12 protein-coding genes are annotated in these 16,838 nt (G+C 66.6%); 6 read left to right on the top strand and 6 right to left on the bottom strand.

What is annotated here, in order from left to right; translation table 11 throughout:
• Window positions 1-73: 73 nt before the first annotated feature.
• From BJF92_RS19780 to BJF92_RS19760, 5 genes are read right to left on the bottom strand one after another with little or no spacing between them, the layout of a single operon-like run.
• The gene (locus BJF92_RS19780; protein ID WP_075636485.1) at window positions 74-2,287 is read right to left on the bottom strand and encodes an FAD-dependent oxidoreductase; all 2,214 of its coding nucleotides are present in this window, start codon (window positions 2,285-2,287) and stop codon (window positions 74-76) included.
• A gap of 20 nt (window positions 2,288-2,307) precedes the next feature.
• On the bottom strand, window positions 2,308-3,516 hold the full coding sequence (locus BJF92_RS19775) for an acetyl-CoA C-acetyltransferase (protein WP_075636484.1): 1,209 nt from the start codon (window positions 3,514-3,516) through the stop codon (window positions 2,308-2,310).
• 49 nt (window positions 3,517-3,565) lie between these two features.
• Window positions 3,566-3,895 (bottom strand): type II toxin-antitoxin system ChpB family toxin, encoded by a 330-nt coding sequence (locus BJF92_RS19770; protein ID WP_075636483.1) that lies wholly within the window; start codon window positions 3,893-3,895, stop codon window positions 3,566-3,568.
• The gene (locus tag BJF92_RS19765; protein WP_075636482.1) at window positions 3,895-4,152 is read right to left on the bottom strand and encodes an AbrB/MazE/SpoVT family DNA-binding domain-containing protein; all 258 of its coding nucleotides are present in this window, start codon (window positions 4,150-4,152) and stop codon (window positions 3,895-3,897) included. Before BJF92_RS19765 ends, BJF92_RS19770 begins: the two co-directional genes overlap by 1 nt.
• 53 nt (window positions 4,153-4,205) lie before the next feature.
• Window positions 4,206-5,999, bottom strand: coding sequence for an acyl-CoA dehydrogenase C-terminal domain-containing protein (locus BJF92_RS19760; RefSeq protein ID WP_075636481.1), 1,794 nt, complete (start codon window positions 5,997-5,999; stop codon window positions 4,206-4,208).
• A gap of 584 nt (window positions 6,000-6,583) precedes the next feature.
• Here BJF92_RS19760 and BJF92_RS19755 point away from each other — a divergent pair.
• The 6 genes from BJF92_RS19755 to BJF92_RS19730 all read left to right on the top strand — a co-directional run bounded on the left by BJF92_RS19755 (window position 6,584) and on the right by BJF92_RS19730 (window position 16,016).
• Window positions 6,584-10,966 (top strand): peptidoglycan-binding protein, encoded by a 4,383-nt coding sequence (locus BJF92_RS19755; RefSeq protein ID WP_075636480.1) that lies wholly within the window; start codon window positions 6,584-6,586, stop codon window positions 10,964-10,966.
• A gap of 394 nt (window positions 10,967-11,360) precedes the next feature.
• The gene (locus tag BJF92_RS19750) at window positions 11,361-12,287 is read left to right on the top strand and encodes a sulfite exporter TauE/SafE family protein (protein WP_075636691.1); all 927 of its coding nucleotides are present in this window, start codon (window positions 11,361-11,363) and stop codon (window positions 12,285-12,287) included.
• Window positions 12,287-13,162 carry a TIGR02186 family protein gene (locus BJF92_RS19745; protein WP_078058284.1) on the top strand — a complete coding sequence of 292 codons (876 nt, stop codon included), beginning with the start codon at window positions 12,287-12,289 and terminating at the stop codon, window positions 13,160-13,162. The genes BJF92_RS19750 and BJF92_RS19745 overlap by 1 nt, the downstream gene beginning before the upstream one ends.
• Window positions 13,163-13,269: 107 nt before the next feature.
• Window positions 13,270-13,506 carry an Lrp/AsnC ligand binding domain-containing protein gene (locus tag BJF92_RS19740; protein WP_075636479.1) on the top strand — a complete coding sequence of 79 codons (237 nt, stop codon included), beginning with the start codon at window positions 13,270-13,272 and terminating at the stop codon, window positions 13,504-13,506.
• Window positions 13,507-13,715: 209 nt separating this feature from the next.
• A complete protein-coding gene (locus BJF92_RS19735; RefSeq protein WP_075636478.1) occupies window positions 13,716-14,483 on the top strand; it encodes a class I SAM-dependent methyltransferase in 768 nt (255 codons plus the stop codon).
• A gap of 183 nt (window positions 14,484-14,666) precedes the next feature.
• Window positions 14,667-16,016 (top strand): histidine-type phosphatase, encoded by a 1,350-nt coding sequence (locus BJF92_RS19730; protein WP_143524111.1) that lies wholly within the window; start codon window positions 14,667-14,669, stop codon window positions 16,014-16,016.
• A gap of 76 nt (window positions 16,017-16,092) precedes the next feature.
• Here BJF92_RS19730 and pdeM read toward each other — a convergent pair whose 3' ends face one another.
• Window positions 16,093-16,830: a ligase-associated DNA damage response endonuclease PdeM gene (pdeM, locus tag BJF92_RS19725; protein WP_075636476.1), complete on the bottom strand. Its 738-nt coding sequence runs from the start codon at window positions 16,828-16,830 to the stop codon at window positions 16,093-16,095.
• Window positions 16,831-16,838 lie beyond the last annotated feature (8 nt).

The following is a 16,838-nucleotide window of genomic DNA, read 5'->3' as shown; positions in this document are numbered from 1 at the left end:
TTCTCTTCCGATCTTCCACAATAAAAAAGGGCCCCGAAAGGCCCTTTTTCATGCGCTTTGCTGAGCAGGCTGTTCAAGCCGCCTTCTTCTCTGCCCCATAGGGGTCGAACCGTCCGTAGAAGGTCTCGCCCTTCTCGGCCATCTCCTTCAGGAGCGGGGTCGGCTGGAAGTGGTCGCCATAGCTTGCGGCCAGTTTTTCGCAGAGCGCCACGAAGGCCTTCACGCCCATGCCGTCGATATAGGAGAGCGTTCCGCCGGTGTAAGGCGCGAAGCCGAAGCCGAGGATGGAGCCGACATCGGCCTCGCGCGGATCGGTGACGATGCCCTCCTCGATCGTGCGGGCGGCTTCGAGCGCGATGGTGACGAGCAGCCGTTCCTTCAGAACGGTCACATCGACATCCCCGGGGCTCTTCTGCGGATAGAGCTCCTTCAGGCCCGGCCAGAGCGACTTCTTCGCCGGCTTGGCCGGATAATCGTAGAAGCCCTTGCCGTTCTTGCGGCCGCGCCGGTCGAGCTCGTTCACCATTTTGTCGATCAGCGTCATGTGTTCGGGCTTGACCGATGCAGCACCGAGATCGGCGATCGAGGCCTTCATGATCTTCTGGCTGAGATCGACCGCCACCTCGTCATTGAGTGAGAGCGGGCCGACCGGCATGCCGGCCATCTTGGCGGCATTCTCGATCATGGCCGCCGGCACGCCTTCGATCAGCATGTCATAGGCCTCGTTGATGTAGCGGAAGACGCAGCGGTTGACGTAGAAGCCGCGCGTATCGTTGACGACGATGGGCGTCTTCTTGATCTGGGCGACGTAATCGAGCGCAACGGCCAGGGCCTTGTCGCCGGTCTTCTCGCCAAGGATCACCTCTGTCAGCATCATCTTCTCGACAGGCGAGAAGAAATGCACGCCGATGAACTGCTCCGGCCGCTTGGAGTTTTCAGCCAGACCCGTGATCGGCAGGGTGGAGGTGTTGGAGGCGAAGATCGCGCCTTCGGGCAGCAACGCCTCGATCTTCTCGATCACATCCTTCTTGACCTGACGATCCTCGAACACCGCCTCGATCACCAGCGGCACGTCCGAAAGAGTGGCGTAATCGGCCGTCGGGGTGATGAGCGACAGCAGCTTTTCGCCGTCCTCCTTGGTCATGCGGCCCTTGCCGACGCTGTCGGCCACCAGCTTTTCCGAGACGGCCTTGCCCTTGGCGGCGGCCTCCTCGTCGCGGTCGATCAGGGTGACGGCGATGCCGGCGGCAGCCGTGACATAGGCGATGGAGGCGCCCATGAAGCCGGCGCCGACCACGCCGATCTTCGCCAGCTTCTGCTTCTCGATGCCAGCGGGCCGGCGTGCGCCCTTGCCCAGCTCCTGCATGGAGATGAACAGCGAGCGGATCATCGAGAAGGCCTCGGTGGTGCGCAGCACCTGGGTGAAATAGCGCTGCTCCACCTTCAAGGCCGTGTCGAAGGGCAATTGCAGGCCTTCATAGACGCATTTGAGGATCGCCAGCGCGCCGGGATAGTTGCCCGCCGTCTCGCGGCGCAGGATGGCGGGGGCGGCCGGCCAGAGCTGGGCCGCCGCCGGCGTCCAGATGCCGCCGCCCGGCACCTTGAAGCCGCGCTCGTCCCAGGGCGCGACGGGCTTCAGCCCGTCCTTGATCATCTGCTTGGCAGCCGGGATCAGCTGGTCGGGCTCGACCACCTGATGCACGAGGTTCATGGCCTTGGCGCGCTGGGGGGTGAGCGTCTGGCCCGTGGTCATCATCTGCAGCGCGTCCTGCGCATTGGTCAGGCGCGGCACGCGCTGGGTGCCGCCGGCGCCCGGAAAGATGCCGACCTTGACTTCCGGCAGGGCGATCTTCACCGATTTCGCGTTGGAGGCGACGCGGCCATGGCAGGCGAGCGACAGCTCGAAGGCGCCGCCCATACAGGTGCCGTTGATGGCGGAGACCCAGGGCTTGCCATTGGTCTCGACCTTGCGCCACAGCCAGGTCATCCGGCCGGCCACCTCGAACAGTTTCTGCATGGCCTGATCGGGATCGGCAGCCTGTTCGTCCTGCAGCAGCGAGAACATCCCGCGGATCATGGTCAGATCCGCGCCGCCGGAGAAGGTCGACTTGCCCGAGGTGAAGACCACGCCCTTGACGGCTTCGTCCTTGACGGTGGCGTCGACGATGGCGTCGATCTCGTTCATCACCTCCTCGGTGAAGACGTTCATCGACTTCTCAGGCATGTCCCAGGTGACGAGCGCAATGCCGTCGGCGTCGGTCTCGATGGTGAAATTCTTGTAGCTCATCCTCGAAATCCTTCCGGGTCTCAGACGCGTTCGATCACGGTGGCGGTGCCCATGCCGGCGCCGATGCAGAGCGTCACCAGCGCGGTGTTGAGATCGCGCCGCTCCAGCTCGTCCAGCACCGTGCCAAGGATCATCGCGCCGGTGGCGCCCAGTGGATGGCCCATAGCAATGGCGCCGCCATTGACGTTGATGATGTCGTGAGAAATTTCGAAGGCCTGCATGTAGCGCAGCACCACGGCGGCAAATGCCTCGTTCAGCTCGAACAGGTCGATGTCGGAGATCGACATTCCGGTCTTCTTCAGGAGCTTCTCGGTGACATCGACTGGGCCGGTCAGCATCAGCGCCGGCTCGGAGCCGATATTGGCGAAGGCGCGGATGCGGGCGCGGGGCTTCAGCCCCAGCGTTTCGCCACCGGCCTTCGAGCCGATCAGAACCGCACCCGCACCATCGACGATGCCAGAGGAATTGCCGGCGTGGTGAACGTAGTTGATGCGCTCGATCTCGGGATGGGCCTGGATGCCGACGGCCTCGAAGCCGCCCATCTCGCCCGGCATCTGGAAGGAGGCATTGAGCGAAGCGAGCGCCTGCATGTCTGTACCGGGACGCATATGCTCGTCACGGTCGAGAATGGTCAGCCCGTTCTGGTCCTTCACCGGGATCACGGACTTGGCGAAATAGCCCTTTTCCCAGGCCGCTGCCGCACGCCGCTGGCTTTCCACGGCATAGGCATCGACGTCGTCGCGGGTAAAGCCGTATTTGGTGGCGATCAGGTCGGCCGAGACGCCCTGCGGCATGAAGAAGGAGGGGAAGTTGACCGAGGGGTCCATGTACCAGGAGCCGCCGGACATGCCCATGCCGACGCGCGACATGCTTTCCACTCCGCCTGCGATGACGATCTCGTCGGCGCCTGCGGCGATCTTGCCGGCGGCCAGGTTGACCGCGTCGAGGCCGGAGGCGCAGAAGCGCGAGATCTGCATGCCCGGCGCTTTGGTCGAATAGCCGGCTTCGAAGGCAGCCGCCTTGGGGATCACCGCGCCGGCATCCATCACGGGATCGACACAGCCCATGATGATGTCGTCCACCTGGGTCGTGTCCAGCCCGTTGCGGTCGCGCAGCGCTTCCAGCGTTTTCGCCGCCAGACGCACGGAGGGCACTTCGTGCAGCGCCCCATCCTTCTTGCCGCGCCCGCGCGGGGTGCGGACGTGGTCGTAAATATAGGCTTCGGTCATGCGGTCCTCTCCCATAAGCGCGTCAGCGCCATTTTGTCCCGAGGGATCGTTACTCGAAAATCGTGCTGATGCGTGCCAGCACATCCTCGATGATGAAATCTGGCGCCCGCTCCATGAAGCGGGCGCTGCGGGCTTTGAGATCGATGGCCCGCACCTGGTTGCACAGGACGACGCCGGCGCTCCGCGTGCCCGTTCCCGAAAGCGAGACGGCAAAACCCTGGAAGCGCGCGAACTGCCCGCCTGTCGTTATCGGCGCGACGATGGGCGTTCCCAGCCGGTTGAAGCTCGCCTGGCTGACGATAAGCACATACCGGCTTCCCGCCTGTTCCCGGCCCTTGATTGGCTCGAGGTCGACATGCCAGATGTCGCCGCGCTCCATCAGAGCGCCTCGCGGCCCGCCGGGCGGTCGTTCAGCCAGTCCTCATCCTCCGGCGTGACGGCGGCATCCGCATCACATTGCGCCAGCAGTTCTTCCAGCGTGTATTTCTGCCGTTTCTGAGGGGCGGCGACGATACGCCCTTCCTCGACGGAAACCTCCAGCTTGGCATTCGCCCCAAGGCCCAGTTCTTCGAGAACGGGCTTGGGGATCGTCATCATCACGGAGCCTCCGACATTGCGCAGGGTCGACGTCGCCATGGTTGTCTCCTCGAAAGTTATATTAGAATATAACTTCCGCCCTTGTCAGGCAATTAAAAGGCCTCCGCCGAGAGCGTCATCATCGTCTCCGCGCCGGCCTCGACGCGGGCCTTGCGCAGGGAGGTTTCCGGCATCAGGCGCTCCATGAAGAAGCGGGCGGTGACCAGCTTGGCTTCGAGATAGGCTTGGCGCGGATCGCTGTTGGCCAACCCGTCCTGCGCCGCCTTGGCCATGCGCGCCCACATATAGCCGAGCACGACGAGGCCGAAGAGGTGCATGTAGTCGGTCGAGCCGGCGCCGGCATTGTCGGGCTTGGCCATGGCATTGGACATGAACCACATGGTAGCGGCCTGCAGGTCGTTCAGCCCCTTCTTCAAGGCCTTGGTGAAGGGCGCCATCGCCTCGTCATTGCGGTGGGTCTCGCAGAAGTCGCCGACCTCCTTGAACAGCGCCATGATGGCGCGCCCGCCATTCAGGCCGAGCTTGCGGCCGACGAGATCGAGCGCCTGGATGCCGTTGGCGCCCTCATAGATCATGGCGATGCGCGCATCACGCACATACTGGCTCATGCCATGCTCTTCGATGTAGCCATGGCCGCCATAGACCTGCTGCGCCATCACCGCATGCTCGAAGCCCTTGTCGGTCATCACGCCCTTGAGGATCGGCGTCATCAAGCCCAGAAGATCATCGGCCTGCTGGCGTGCGGCGGCATCCGGCGAGCGATGGGCGATGTCGGACTGCAGCGCGGTCCACAGCGTGAAGGCGCGGCCGGCCTCGTTGAAGGCGCGGATTGTCATCAGCACCCGGCGGATATCCGGATGAACGATGATTGGATCGGCGGCCTTGCCGGCCTCCTTGGCGCCCGACAGCGCCCGGCCCTGAAGCCGCTCGCGGGCATATTGGGCGGCGTTCTGATAGGCAATTTCAGCAATAGACAGGCCCTGCAGGCCGACGCCGAGCCGGGCCTCGTTCATCATCACGAACATGGCGGCGAGCCCGCGATTGGCCTCGCCGATCAGGAAGCCGGTGGCGCCGTCATAGTTCATCACGCAGGTGGCATTGCCGTGAATGCCCATCTTGTGCTCGATCGCGCCGCAGGTGACCGCATTGCGTGCCCCGAGGCTGCCATCGGCTTCCACCGCGATCTTCGGCACGATGAACAGCGAAATCCCCTTGGTGCCCTCGGGCGCGCCCTCGATGCGGGCCAGCACCAGATGGACGATGTTTTCCGCCATGTCGTGCTCGCCGGCGGAGATGAAGATCTTCTGGCCGCTGATCCTGTAGCTGCCATCGCCTTGAGGCACGGCTTTGGTACGCAAGAGGCCGAGATCGGTACCGCAATGCGGCTCGGTCAGGTTCATGGTGCCGGTCCAGCGGCCTTCCACCATCTTTGGCAGGTAGGTCTGCTTCTGCTCCGGCGTGCCATGGACGAGGATGGCGGCAATGGCGCCCTGCGTCAGGCCGGGATACATCATCAGCGCCATATTGGCGGACGACATATATTCGCCGACCGCGCTGTGCAGCGTATAGGGCAGGCCCTGGCCGCCGAATTCCTCGGGCACGGCAAGCCCCAGCCAGCCGCCGTCGCAATAGGCGGCATAGGCGTCAGTGAAGCTCTTCGGCGTCGTCACCGTGCCATCCTCGTGGCGCAGGCAGCCCTCGCGGTCGCCGTCCTGGTTGGTAGGGAAGAGCACATCTTCCGCCAGCTTCGCCGCCTCGCCGAGGATCGCCTCGAGCATGTCGGGCGTGGCATCGGCAAATCCTGGCAGGTTGTTGTAGCGCTCCAGTCCCAGCACGTCGTTGAGCACGAAGAGCGTATCGTCGGTCGGCGCCTTGTAGATGGGCATGTCCTGTTCCTCGCCTGAATAGAGCGGCCCGGCCTCCGCCTCCCGGAGCCTGCGGCTGCCCTGCCTCCTTGTCGACCGGTTCCCGCCGGCCAAGTCCTTGTCGCTTCCCGCTGCGGGCACCCTTCAAGGGCTGAGCGCAGCGCTGCCGATCCGTCGACGATACGCATATCCCGTCGCGGGATCGGCCGGTCCAGGCCGCGTTCGTCATTCTCGGTGGGGATGCTATAAAACTTTGACGTTTGCGTAAACGTCAAAGTTTGAGATACGGTCGATTTTCCGTGAAGGCCATTCCGGTGGGTCTGCGGCCTCGAGGCAGGACATGTGGGACGATGTTCACGGGTCGATCCACAAAGCGGTTGCGTGGTCGGGCCTTATCGGCGGCACAGCCCCGAGCGGTCGTCGGGTTAATGCTTCATTTACCATGTGCGGCGAAAGTTTGTGCAAGTCAGGGATTTGCCGAATCAGCGGAAGGCCTGTCGTGCCCGAGGGGGTGCGGCTTGCGGATGCCCGGGGCAAACGGGCTTGCCGATAGGCTGAGGCAAGTCTCGTGTCCGACAAAAGCCGACGAGAAGGCGCGGGACATTATGAACGGATCACGATCGCATCAGCAGACGTCGAACCAGGAGGCTGGCGCCCGATCCTCCTTCGAGACCTTGAGCCGGACCATCGAGGGGCTCGAGGCCAGGATCGAGGGGCTGATGGAGGCCGCGCGCGATCGCGCCCGCGCATCCGTGTCCGCCGAAGCCCTGTCCGCGGATGCCGCCTCGCGCGCGTCGTCGGCCCGTGATTTTTCCGCCCGCGTCCTTCCCGAACAGGCCGCACCGCCCGCCCGCGCCCAGAGCCCGCGCCGCGAGCGCCCGACAATTTCTGACCGGACAATGCCCGACCGGGTAAATCCCGAAACGGTGCCGATGCCCGAGCTGGCCGCCGCTGATCTCGGCGCGCGCGCTGGTGCCATTGCCGAAATCATCGCCCGCCAGAAGGCCCTGCTTACCCGCAGCGAGGCCGTGCGGCTGGATGCCGGATCCAACGGGCAGGCGCGTGCGGATGCGCGCATGCCGGCAGCCGAACGGCGCAACCGCGCCGAAGCGGCAGCCGTTGAGGACCAGTCCGCCGTTTACGACGCCCCGCCGCGCCGGTCCCTGCGGGAGGCTGGGCGCGCCGTGCGCCCTGCCGCCGAACCGTCCCAGTCTAGTCTTTCCCGGCCCGATCTCTCTCCGCCCGATCTGGCCGAAGCGCTTGTCGGCCTGCGTCATGAGCTCAAGCACGAGATCGCCGAGGGGGTCGCCCGCGAGATCCAGTCGCTGCGCGGCGAGATGCGCGGCCTCGTGGCCGATGCCGGACGCGACCATAACGCCGCGCGCGACATCCGCGCCGATCTGCAGAAACTGTCCGACAGCATCGCCGCGCTGAGCCGTCAGGCGCCGGCGGGCCCGGTCGCGGAGGCGCTGCGCGATGAATTCGACGCCCTGCGCCGGATGATGGACGGGCTGGCGCGCGAGGAAAGCATGCGCCGCATCGAGGGCCGCTGGTCCGGCGTCGAGGAGCGGATCGTCCAGTCCGACAGCGCGCGGGACGACGAGCTCGTGGCGCTCGCCCGCCGGCTCGACGAGCTGAAGACGCAGATCGCCGCCGCGCAGTCCGGGCCGGCGATCCACGCGCTCGAGGCCAAGCTGTCCCGGGTGCTTGACGCCGTCGACACGCTGGCCGCCCAGATCGCCCCAGCCGACCGCCGCCTGCAGGGTTATGTCGCCGATCTCGACCGCCGCCTGGAAGACATGCGCCTGCAGATGGGCCGGCTGAACAGCCTTGGCGCGCTGGAAGGTCTGGAAAACCGGCTTGGCGGGGTGATGGATGCGGTGGAAGCCATCGCCATCCAGATGCCGCCGAACGACCGGCGTCTTCATTCCGCGCTGGGCGATCTCGACGGCCGGCTTCTGGACATGCAGGCCCAGATCGAGCGCCTGTCGGCGCAGCCCGATCTCGCCACGCTGGAGCAGCGGGTGGCGGAGCTGGTCTCGGCCATCGAGACCACCGGCTTCAGGCCCGACACCCGGCTGCAGGATCAGATGCAGGCGCTGGAGCGCCGCCTGTCGCAAGTGGCCGAGGAGATCGGCGCGCTGGACAGCGCCGCTGCGCTCGCCGCCGTCGAGGGACGGCTGGTGACCCTGGCCCAGGCCGTGGACGTGCTCAGCCGGCAGATCCGGCCGGGCGATGCCGCCGTGCAGGCCCAGTTTTCCGCGCTTGACCAGCGGCTCGACGAAATCACCCGCGCCATCGTTGCCGGCGGACGCTCGGCCAGCGATGCCGCTGCCGTCTCGCGCGTGGAGGCCCGGCTAGGCGATCTCTCCCGCCAGATCGAGGCCATTCCCTCGCCGGCCGCCGAGCTGGCGGAGCGGATCGAGGATCTGGCCGCGCGCATGGATGCGCTCTCGCGCGAGGACGCCGCCGCCCGGCTGGAGGCGCGCCTCAACGCGCTGGCCGAGATGCTGCAGCGCGCAGAGGGCGAGCGCCGCGAGGGCGGCGCCAGCCAGGAGCGCGAGCTGAGCCGTCATCTGCTCGATATTTCCCGCAAGATCGACGCGCTCGAGGCCGGTGCCGGCCATGATGCCCTGGCCGACCGGCTGGACGGGCTGGCGCGCCGGATCGAGGCGCTGAACCATGCCACCGGCGAGGACGAGGCCCGCTTCGCCCGGCTCGAACAGCGCCTTGGCGGTCTTGCCGAGCGCATCGAGGCGGCGCAGGCGGCCCCTGTCGACGACGCCATGCTGCGCGGCCTGCATCAGCAGATCGCCGGCCTGTCCGATCTTCTGCGCAGCCCGCGCGACGCCGGCGGCCTGCCGGCGGAGATGGAAAGCCGCATGCATGCGCTGGAAGACTATCTGTCCACCAGCGACGAATATATCATCGAGGCCGCCCGCCAGGCGGCCGAAGCGGTGATGGACTCCTATGGTCGGGGCAATGGCGCACCGGTTGCCGGCGGCGACATGGCCGCCATCGCCGCCCTGGCCGACGATCTGAAGACGCTGGAGGATATGAGCCGCTCCAGCCAGGAGCAGACCGCCCGGACCTTCGAATCGCTGCATGAAACGCTGGTCGATATCGTCGGCAAGCTGGAACGGCTGGAGCAGCCGGCCGCTACCCTTCGCCCGCCCGAAATGCCGGCAGCCCGCGACGCGGCTGCCGCAAGCCCGCGAATCGATGCGCCCGTGTCGCGCGACAGCGGCGAGGCGCTGCCTGTGCTGGCGCTGCTGCGTGACGAGGCGGAGGCGCGCGAGAGCGAGACCGAGAGCGGACGTGCCGGCTTGATGTCCGGCCTTGCCCGCCGCTTTGCCGCGCGCAAGGCGGAGTCAACCGCCGCCCGGCCGATGCTGGACACGGCGCCTTCGCTCGATCCGGCCGACCTCATGGGCAAGGACGTCGCCAATGAGCTGCTGGAGCCCGGCTCCGGCGTGCCCGACGTCAAGACGATCCTCGCCCGCGTGCGGGCCGGCCAGCAGGCGCGCGGCCCCCAGGCGGAAGCCGAACGCGGCGAGACAACCGACTTCATCGCCGCCGCGCGCCGCGCCGCCCAACTCGCCGCCGAAGAGGTGCAGGGCCTGCCGCAGGATGCGCAGGGCCTGACGAAGGGCGGCCGTCTGGCGCGCCATCGCAAGCCGATCCTGATTGCCGTCGGCGCCATTCTCATGGCGATCCTCGCCTATCCGCTGGCCGGCGCCCTGATCGGCGGCGACAAGAGCACGCCCGTTCCCCCCGCCGTCATCGACGCGCCCAAACAGGCTGCGCCCGCCGCGCCGCAGGATGCTCCGGATGCCGCGCAAAAGGAGACGGCTCCGGCTGCGCCTTCGGATGGTGCCTCCTCGACCCTGTCTTCCCCCGAGACCCAAGCGCCCGCCGCCGCCACCCCGGATGGGACGGGCGAGGCCGGCGCCAACGCCCCGGATGCAGCCGCAGGACCCGCTCAAGCGGCCCGGGATCCGGCAGAGGGCGAGGCGACCGACAGCGCGCCGGTGACCTTCGGCCGCTCCGCGCCGGTCACGCCGGTGACGACGGTTGCGGTCACCCCGCCCGCCGCCGCTCAGGCAGATCAGCAGGCCGCCATCGAGGTGCCGGCCGAGATTGGCCCGCCGGCGCTGGCCGATGCCGCGCGCGCGGGCGACCCGCTCGCCTTCTTCCAGATCGGCGCGAATTATACGGACGGGCGCGGCGGCGTGGCGGTCGATCTCGCCAAGGCCGCGCAATGGTATCAGCGGGCCGCCGATGCCGGCTTCGCACCGGCGCAATATCGCCTGGGCAGTCTCTATGAAAAGGGCAGCGGCGTGCCGCAGGATTTTGCGAGGGCACGCACGCTCTATGAGGCGGCGGCCGAAAAGGGCAATGCCAATGCCATGCACAATCTCGCCGTGCTGATCGCCGGCGGCCGTGCCGGCACGCCGGATTTCGCCTCCGCTGCCGTCTGGTTCCAGAAGGCGGCCGAGCACGGCGTGCGCGACAGCCAGTTCAATCTCGCCATCCTCTATGCTCGCGGCAATGGCGTGCGCCAGGATCTGAAACAGTCCTGGGCGTGGTTCGACGCAGCCGCCGCGCAAGGCGATCCCGATGCGGCCCAGAAGCGCGACGACGTGGCCAAGGTGATGAAACCGGCCGACCTGGAAAGCGCTCGCGCCCAGGCCGCTGCCTTCAAGCCCGTGCCGCTGGACGCGACCGCCAACGAAGCGGTGGCGCCCGATGCCTGGCTCGGCAAGGCCCAGCCGACCGGCTCCGTCGACATGAAGAAGGCGATCCGCAACATCCAGGCGATCCTCAACAACAATGGTTTCGACGCCGGCCGCCCGGATGGCGAGATCGGCGCCAAGACCGTCTCCGCGATCAAGGCCTTCCAGACCTCGATCGGCCAGGCGCCGACCGGCCAGATCACCGACCAGCTGGTGCACGAGCTGCTCAAGCGCAACGCCCGCCAGGGATGATTGCATCGCGCCGCGTCGGCGTTGGATGCAGCGCAGGCAGCCGATCCGGCATGACGGGCGGCGGGGCGGAGCGATCTCACGCCATTTTCGTCGCTTCCATCTTGCGCGCGGCGGGCCGACGCGGCATCAGACGATGAGAGGCCTGTCCGCTCCGGCGGGCAGGCCATCTCCGGCGGCCTGCAACGGCCGGCCCTGATAAACCTAGAGCATCGGACCGAAAAGTGGGAACCGGTTTTCGGAAAAATCCGATGCAAAAACAAAAAAATTAGAGCATCGGACTGCGTGCGATTTTCAGTCTGATGCTCTAAGGCGGACGGCGCGCCCAAACGCCGGGAGATCGCCGGGCCGGCCTGTGGCAGCCGGCGGCGGTCGTCATCTGGATCGGATGCGTGGCGTGACCGTTTATCTTCCCATCGCCGAACTGTCGGTCAATATCCTGATCATCCTGGGAATGGGCGCGGCCGTCGGCTTTCTTTCGGGCATGTTCGGCGTCGGCGGCGGGTTTCTCATCACGCCGCTTCTGATCTTCTACAACATCCCGCCCGTGGTTGCGGTGGCCACCGGCGCCAACCAGGTGGTGGCCTCCTCGATCTCCGGCGCCATCACCCATTTCCGCCGGGGAACGATTGATATCAAGCTCGGCACGGTGCTCCTGTGCGGCGGTCTGGCGGGGGCGTCTGCCGGCATCTGGATCTTCGCGCTGCTGCGCCGCATCGGTCAGCTCGATCTCGTCATTTCGCTTGCCTATGTCATCCTGCTCGGCACGGTCGGCGGGCTGATGCTGGCCGAAAGCCTGCGCGCGCTGCGCCGAGCGGCGCGCAACGAGCCGATGCCGCTGCGCCGGCCCGGCCATCACAACTGGGTGCACCGGCTGCCGCTGAAGATGCGGTTCAAGAAGTCGAAGATCTATCTAAGCGTGCTGCCGGTGATCGCGCTCGGCTTCTGTATCGGCGTGCTCACCTCGGTCATGGGGGTCGGCGGCGGCTTCATCATGGTGCCGGCCATGATCTATCTCCTGCGCATTCCCACCAATGTCGTGGTCGGCACGTCGCTGTTCCAGATCATCTTTGTCTCCGCCTATACCGTCATCATCCAGGCGACGGCCAATTATACCGTCGATATCGTGCTGGCCTTCTTTCTGATGATCGCCGGCGTGGTCGGCGCGCAATATGGGGTGCGCGTGGGCCAGAAGCTGCGCGGCGAGCAATTGCGCGCGCTGCTGGCGCTCTTGGTTCTCGCGGTCGGCATCCGCCTGGCCGTGGAACTTGTCATTCCGCCGGCGGAAATCTACTCGATCGTTTCGGGAGCGGCGAGCTACTGATGCGCCACGCTCTTCTCCTCCTCGCCGCGCTCCTGCCGCCGCTCCTCTTGGCCTCGGCTGCGGCCCAGGCTCAGGCCCTTCCGCCCGTCGTGCCGATCACCGGCGGCGTGCCGTCGGGCGGCGCCGGGCCGATGATCTCGGCCGACGACACGCCGCCCCCGGAGCCGACGGAAAATCTCGACATCGGCATATCGACAGAAGAGATCGCGATCACCTCGGATTTTCGCGGCGCGGATCTGACGATCTTCGGCGCCATCGACGGCTTCAATCCCCGCCTGCTCGCCCAGGGCAAGTATGACATCGTCGTGGCGCTGGAAGGGCCGAAGGAGAATGCCACCGTCAGGCGCAAGGAGCGCGTCTTCGGCATCTGGATCAACCGTCATTCCATAACCTTCGAATCGGTGCCGCAATCCTATTCGCTGTCGAGCACCCGGCCGGTCGAGGTGATTGCGCCCGCCGACCAGATCAACAATATCGGCATTGGCGTCGATCACATGCGGCTGGAGCCGGTCGGCTTCCTTGGCGATGGCAGCAATGTCGGCGCCTTTCGCGATGCCTTCCGCCGGCTGAAGGAGGCCTCGGGCATCTACCAGCGCGATCCCGGCGGCGTGCAGTTCATCAGCGCCAGCCTGTTTCGCGCCACCGTGCGCCTGCCGGCCAATGTACCCAATGGCGTCCACATCGTGCGCGCCTATCTCTTCCGCGATGGCACGTTCGTCTCTGCCCGCGCGCTGCAGCTGCGGGTGGTCAAGACCGGCCTCGAACAGGCCATCACCCAGGCCGCGCATCAGCAACCCTTCTTCTACGGGATCTTCGCCGTGCTGCTCGCCGTCGTCACTGGCTGGATCGCCAGCGTCGTCTTCCGTCGCGACTGACCGGGCTGCGGGCCGGACGCATCAAATCGATTCCGGTTCGCATCGAGATGCAGTAAGGGAGGGCACCCGAAACCCGGCCCTATCAGGGCCAGCAGAGGAACCCGTTCATGAAGCCGATCTTCGTCCAGCTGCAATGCGCCCCCGGCAAGACCTATGAGGTGGCCGATGCGATCTACCGCAAGGAGATCGTCTCGGAAATGTATTCGACCAGCGGCGATTACGACCTCCTGATCAAGATCTATGTCGGGGAGGGGCAGGATATCGGCAAGTTCGTCAACGACAATATCGCGCTGGTGCCGGGCGTGCAGCGCTCGCTGACCACGCTGACCTTCAACGCGTTCTAGAGCATCGGACCGAAAAGTGGGAACCGGTTTTCGGAAAAATCCGATGCAAAAACAAAAAATTATAGCATCAGACTGCGTGCGGTTTTCAGTCTGATGCTCTAGCGTATTCGACTGAAAATCCTGCGCAATCCGGTGCAAAAAGCCGGAGACGCGGGCCAGTTCCGGTTTGCTGCCCGCTTTTCCCACGCTCGAAAGGGTCGCCCAAGACCATGCTGATGTTCCGCCGTCACCTCCTGCCCTGGCTCAAGGTGCTTCTGTGCCAGGGGCTGGCGCTGGCGATCGTGCTGGCCCTGTTGCCCATGCTGCCGGAGGGCTGGCGCTTCGGCCCGGGCTGGGTGCTGCTGTTCGAGGGCGCTCTGGCCGCGCTTATCGGCCTCGTGCTGCGCCTGCCGCGCATCTTCCTGCCGATCCAGCTCTTTCTGCCGCTGCTCGTGCTCTATTCCGATGCGCTGCCGGGCTGGGCCTATCTCGTGGCCTTTCTTCTCTGCCTGCTGCTCTACTGGAACAGCGCCACCGAGCAGGTGCCGCTCTACCTGACCAATGGCCGCACGGCGGCAGCCCTTGCCGCGCTCGCGCGCGAGCGCGGGGCGCGCAGCCTCGCCGATCTCGGCAGCGGGCTGGGCGATGTGGTGGTTCGCGTGGCGCGCGCCTGTCCGGACGTTGCGGTGGCCGGCATCGAGACCGCGCCGCTCGCCTTCGCCCTGTCGCGCCTGCGCGTGGCGCTTGCGCGCGCCGGCAATGCCCGCATCCATTACCGCAGCCTGTGGGACGAGGATCTCGCGGCCTATGATCTCGTCTATTGTTTCCTGTCGCCCGTGCCCATGCCCAGGCTCTACGAGAAGGCGCTCCGCGAGATGCGGCCGGGCACGCTGCTGGTCTCCAACAGCTTCATCGTGCCCGATGTCGCGCCCGAGCGGGTGATCGAGGTGGAGGACGGCCGCCGGACCCGGCTGCACGTCTATCGCATGCGGGGATAACCCCCACATGCAGGGCCAAAACCACGGGTCGCAGCGTCATGTTTCGGTCATAAGCAGTCTCTAAATCAAAGCCGGCAAGCGGCATTGGCTGCGCCGGCTGGCGCCGGGCGCACCCTGAACGAGGCGCCCGGGCGGCCGGTGCGCCGCCTGCCGCTCTGCGCGACCGTGAAGGATGAACCCGCCATGCCGATCCGCTCCCGTCTGACTGTTTCCGCCCGCTTCTCGAGCGCTTTTGTTGCCCTTAGCCTCTGTGCCGCGACGGCCCTGCCCATCACGGCCCTGTCGAGCGCGGCGCATGCCGCCGATGGCCTGGTCAGCGACAAGATGATCCTGCTGATGCGCCATGGCGTGCGCCCGCAGACCGACAGCAAGGAGCTGGCCAAGCTCTCGCCGAAGGCTTGGCCGACATGGGATGTGGCCGATGGCCAGCTGACGGCGCATGGCATCCAGGCGGTGAAAGCGCTGGCGCCGTGGCAGCGTGGCATGCTCGCCGCCAAAGGGCTGGTGCCCGCCGAAGGTTGCCCCGTGCAGGGCACGGTCTTCGGCTGGGCCAATCGCTCGGTCCAGCGCACCATCGATACCGGCAAGGTGCTGCTGACGACCATGTTTCCCGGCTGTGGCCTTGGTGTCGGCTATGCCACGATGGAAGGGCCGGATCCGCTCTACGATGCCTCCGAAACCGAACTCGGCGCAATCGATGTCGATCAGGCGAAAGAAGCGATCCTCAAGGCTGCCGGCGGCAGTTTCGACGGGCTCAAGGCCCGCGCCGCTCCGCTTCTGAAGGAGCTCGACGCCATTCTCGGCTGCGAGACCGGCGCCAAGGGCTGCCCGCTCTCGGCGCAGGACTGGCAGATCGATGTGAAGGAGGGGGAGGGCGACAAGCCGGCCAGCGTCTCGCTCAAGGGCCCGCTCGCCAAGGCCGGGACCCTGGTGCAGGTCTTCCTGCTGCAATATGCCAATGGCTTCCCGGCCGATCAGGTCGCTTTCGGCAAGGCCTCCACCGCCGCCGACATCATCCGCCTTTCCGAACTGCGCCAGCTCAAATATGACGTCGGCAACCGCGTGCCCTATCTCGCCGCCCGCGATGCCTCGAATTTCCTCAACCAGATCCTGATCGCGCTCGCCATCGATCCCACACGGGACGAGACGGCCGGCGGCCCGCCCAATGCGAAGGTGCTCCTGTTCATGGGCAGCGACACGCAGCAGGCGGAAATCGCCGCCATTCTCGGCCTGCACTGGCACATCCCGCCCTATCTCGACGACGAGACCCCGCCGACCGGCGCGCTCAGCTTCGAGCGGCTGCATGATGCTGAGGGCAAGGCCTATGTGCGCCTCGGCTTCACCGCGCCCTCGCTCGACCAGATCCGCACGGCCGGGCCGATCGATGCCGCCCATCCGCCGATCCAGGCCATCTCCGCCGTGCCGGGCTGCGAGGCCGAGACGGTGGAGGGCGCCTGCCCGCTGGAGACCTTTCTGACGCTTTCCCGCCCGAAGCTGGATATGACGGCGGTCGCGCCCTACGCCTATGAGTAAGAGCGGGTGTCGCTGGCGGTCACCTATGGGGTCCTATCATCGACACGCGGTATAAGCGCCGACGACCAGCCTGCCATCAGCCGGCGAGGCTGTCGTAGCGCACGGAATAGACCCGGTCGCGGCCGAGCAGATGGGCGGTCAGGCGGCGGCGGTCGAACAGGCCGCGCATGGTCTTGTGATCGAGATCGAGCCCGCCCGCCAGCGTGCCGAAGGCCGGCATGATCAGCCGCTGGCCATCGCTGGCGAAACAGGGCCGGCGCACCGTGCCGCCGCGGCGGGTGACGGAGGCTGAGGGGTGGAGATGGCCGGCAATCTCGCCGGGGGCCTGCCCCGCGCTCGGCTCGTGGCGGAAGGTCAGGCCATCGAGATGCAGCACGCTGGCGACCACGCCGGGCAGATCGGCCACGCCGTCGGGATCGTGGTTTCCGAGAATGAAGATGAACTCCCGCCCGCGCATCATGCCGTCGAGCTGCTCGCGGAAATGCGTCGGCATCATGGCCGCGCCGCGCCGGTCGTGGAAGGTATCGCCGAGGCTCAGCACATGCTTGGGATCGTGGCGGGCGATCACCTGTTCCAGCCGGGCAAGCTGCGCCAGCGTGTCATAGGGCGGCAGCAGGCTGCCGCGCCGGGCAAAGGCCGCGCCGCGCTCCAGATGCAGGTCGGAAACGATCAGCATCGCCTGCGCCGGCAGGAACAAGGCGCCCGAGGGATCGCAGAGCGCCTCCACGCCTTGGATGAGAATGCGTTCGAAAAGCGGGACCGGCCCGTTGAGGCCGGGAGCTTGCGGGGCGGGGCCCGCGGAGGAAAAGGGCATGCGCGTTT

This window comes from Xaviernesmea rhizosphaerae, from assembly GCF_001938945.1.
GTDB lineage: Bacteria > Pseudomonadota > Alphaproteobacteria > Rhizobiales > Rhizobiaceae > Xaviernesmea > Xaviernesmea rhizosphaerae.
The sequence above is the reverse complement of the archived record's forward strand: the minus strand, read 5'-3'. Positions and strand labels throughout refer to the sequence as shown.

Bases quoted from the DNA above. Each gene is read 5' to 3' on its own strand.
- BJF92_RS19780 (WP_075636485.1), bottom strand. From the start codon at position 2,287: ATGAGCTACAAGAATTTCACCATCGAGACCGACGCCGACGGCATTGCG.
- BJF92_RS19775 (WP_075636484.1), bottom strand. From the start codon at position 3,516: ATGACCGAAGCCTATATTTACGACCACGTCCGCACCCCGCGCGGGCGC.
- BJF92_RS19770 (WP_075636483.1), bottom strand. From the start codon at position 3,895: ATGGAGCGCGGCGACATCTGGCATGTCGACCTCGAGCCAATCAAGGGC.
- BJF92_RS19765 (WP_075636482.1), bottom strand. From the start codon at position 4,152: ATGGCGACGTCGACCCTGCGCAATGTCGGAGGCTCCGTGATGATGACG.
- BJF92_RS19760 (WP_075636481.1), bottom strand. From the start codon at position 5,999: ATGCCCATCTACAAGGCGCCGACCGACGATACGCTCTTCGTGCTCAAC.
- BJF92_RS19755 (WP_075636480.1), top strand. From the start codon at position 6,584: ATGAACGGATCACGATCGCATCAGCAGACGTCGAACCAGGAGGCTGGC.
- BJF92_RS19745 (WP_078058284.1), top strand. From the start codon at position 12,287: ATGCGCCACGCTCTTCTCCTCCTCGCCGCGCTCCTGCCGCCGCTCCTC.
- BJF92_RS19740 (WP_075636479.1), top strand. From the start codon at position 13,270: ATGAAGCCGATCTTCGTCCAGCTGCAATGCGCCCCCGGCAAGACCTAT.
- BJF92_RS19735 (WP_075636478.1), top strand. From the start codon at position 13,716: ATGCTGATGTTCCGCCGTCACCTCCTGCCCTGGCTCAAGGTGCTTCTG.
- BJF92_RS19730 (WP_143524111.1), top strand. From the start codon at position 14,667: ATGCCGATCCGCTCCCGTCTGACTGTTTCCGCCCGCTTCTCGAGCGCT.
- pdeM (WP_075636476.1), bottom strand. From the start codon at position 16,830: ATGCCCTTTTCCTCCGCGGGCCCCGCCCCGCAAGCTCCCGGCCTCAAC.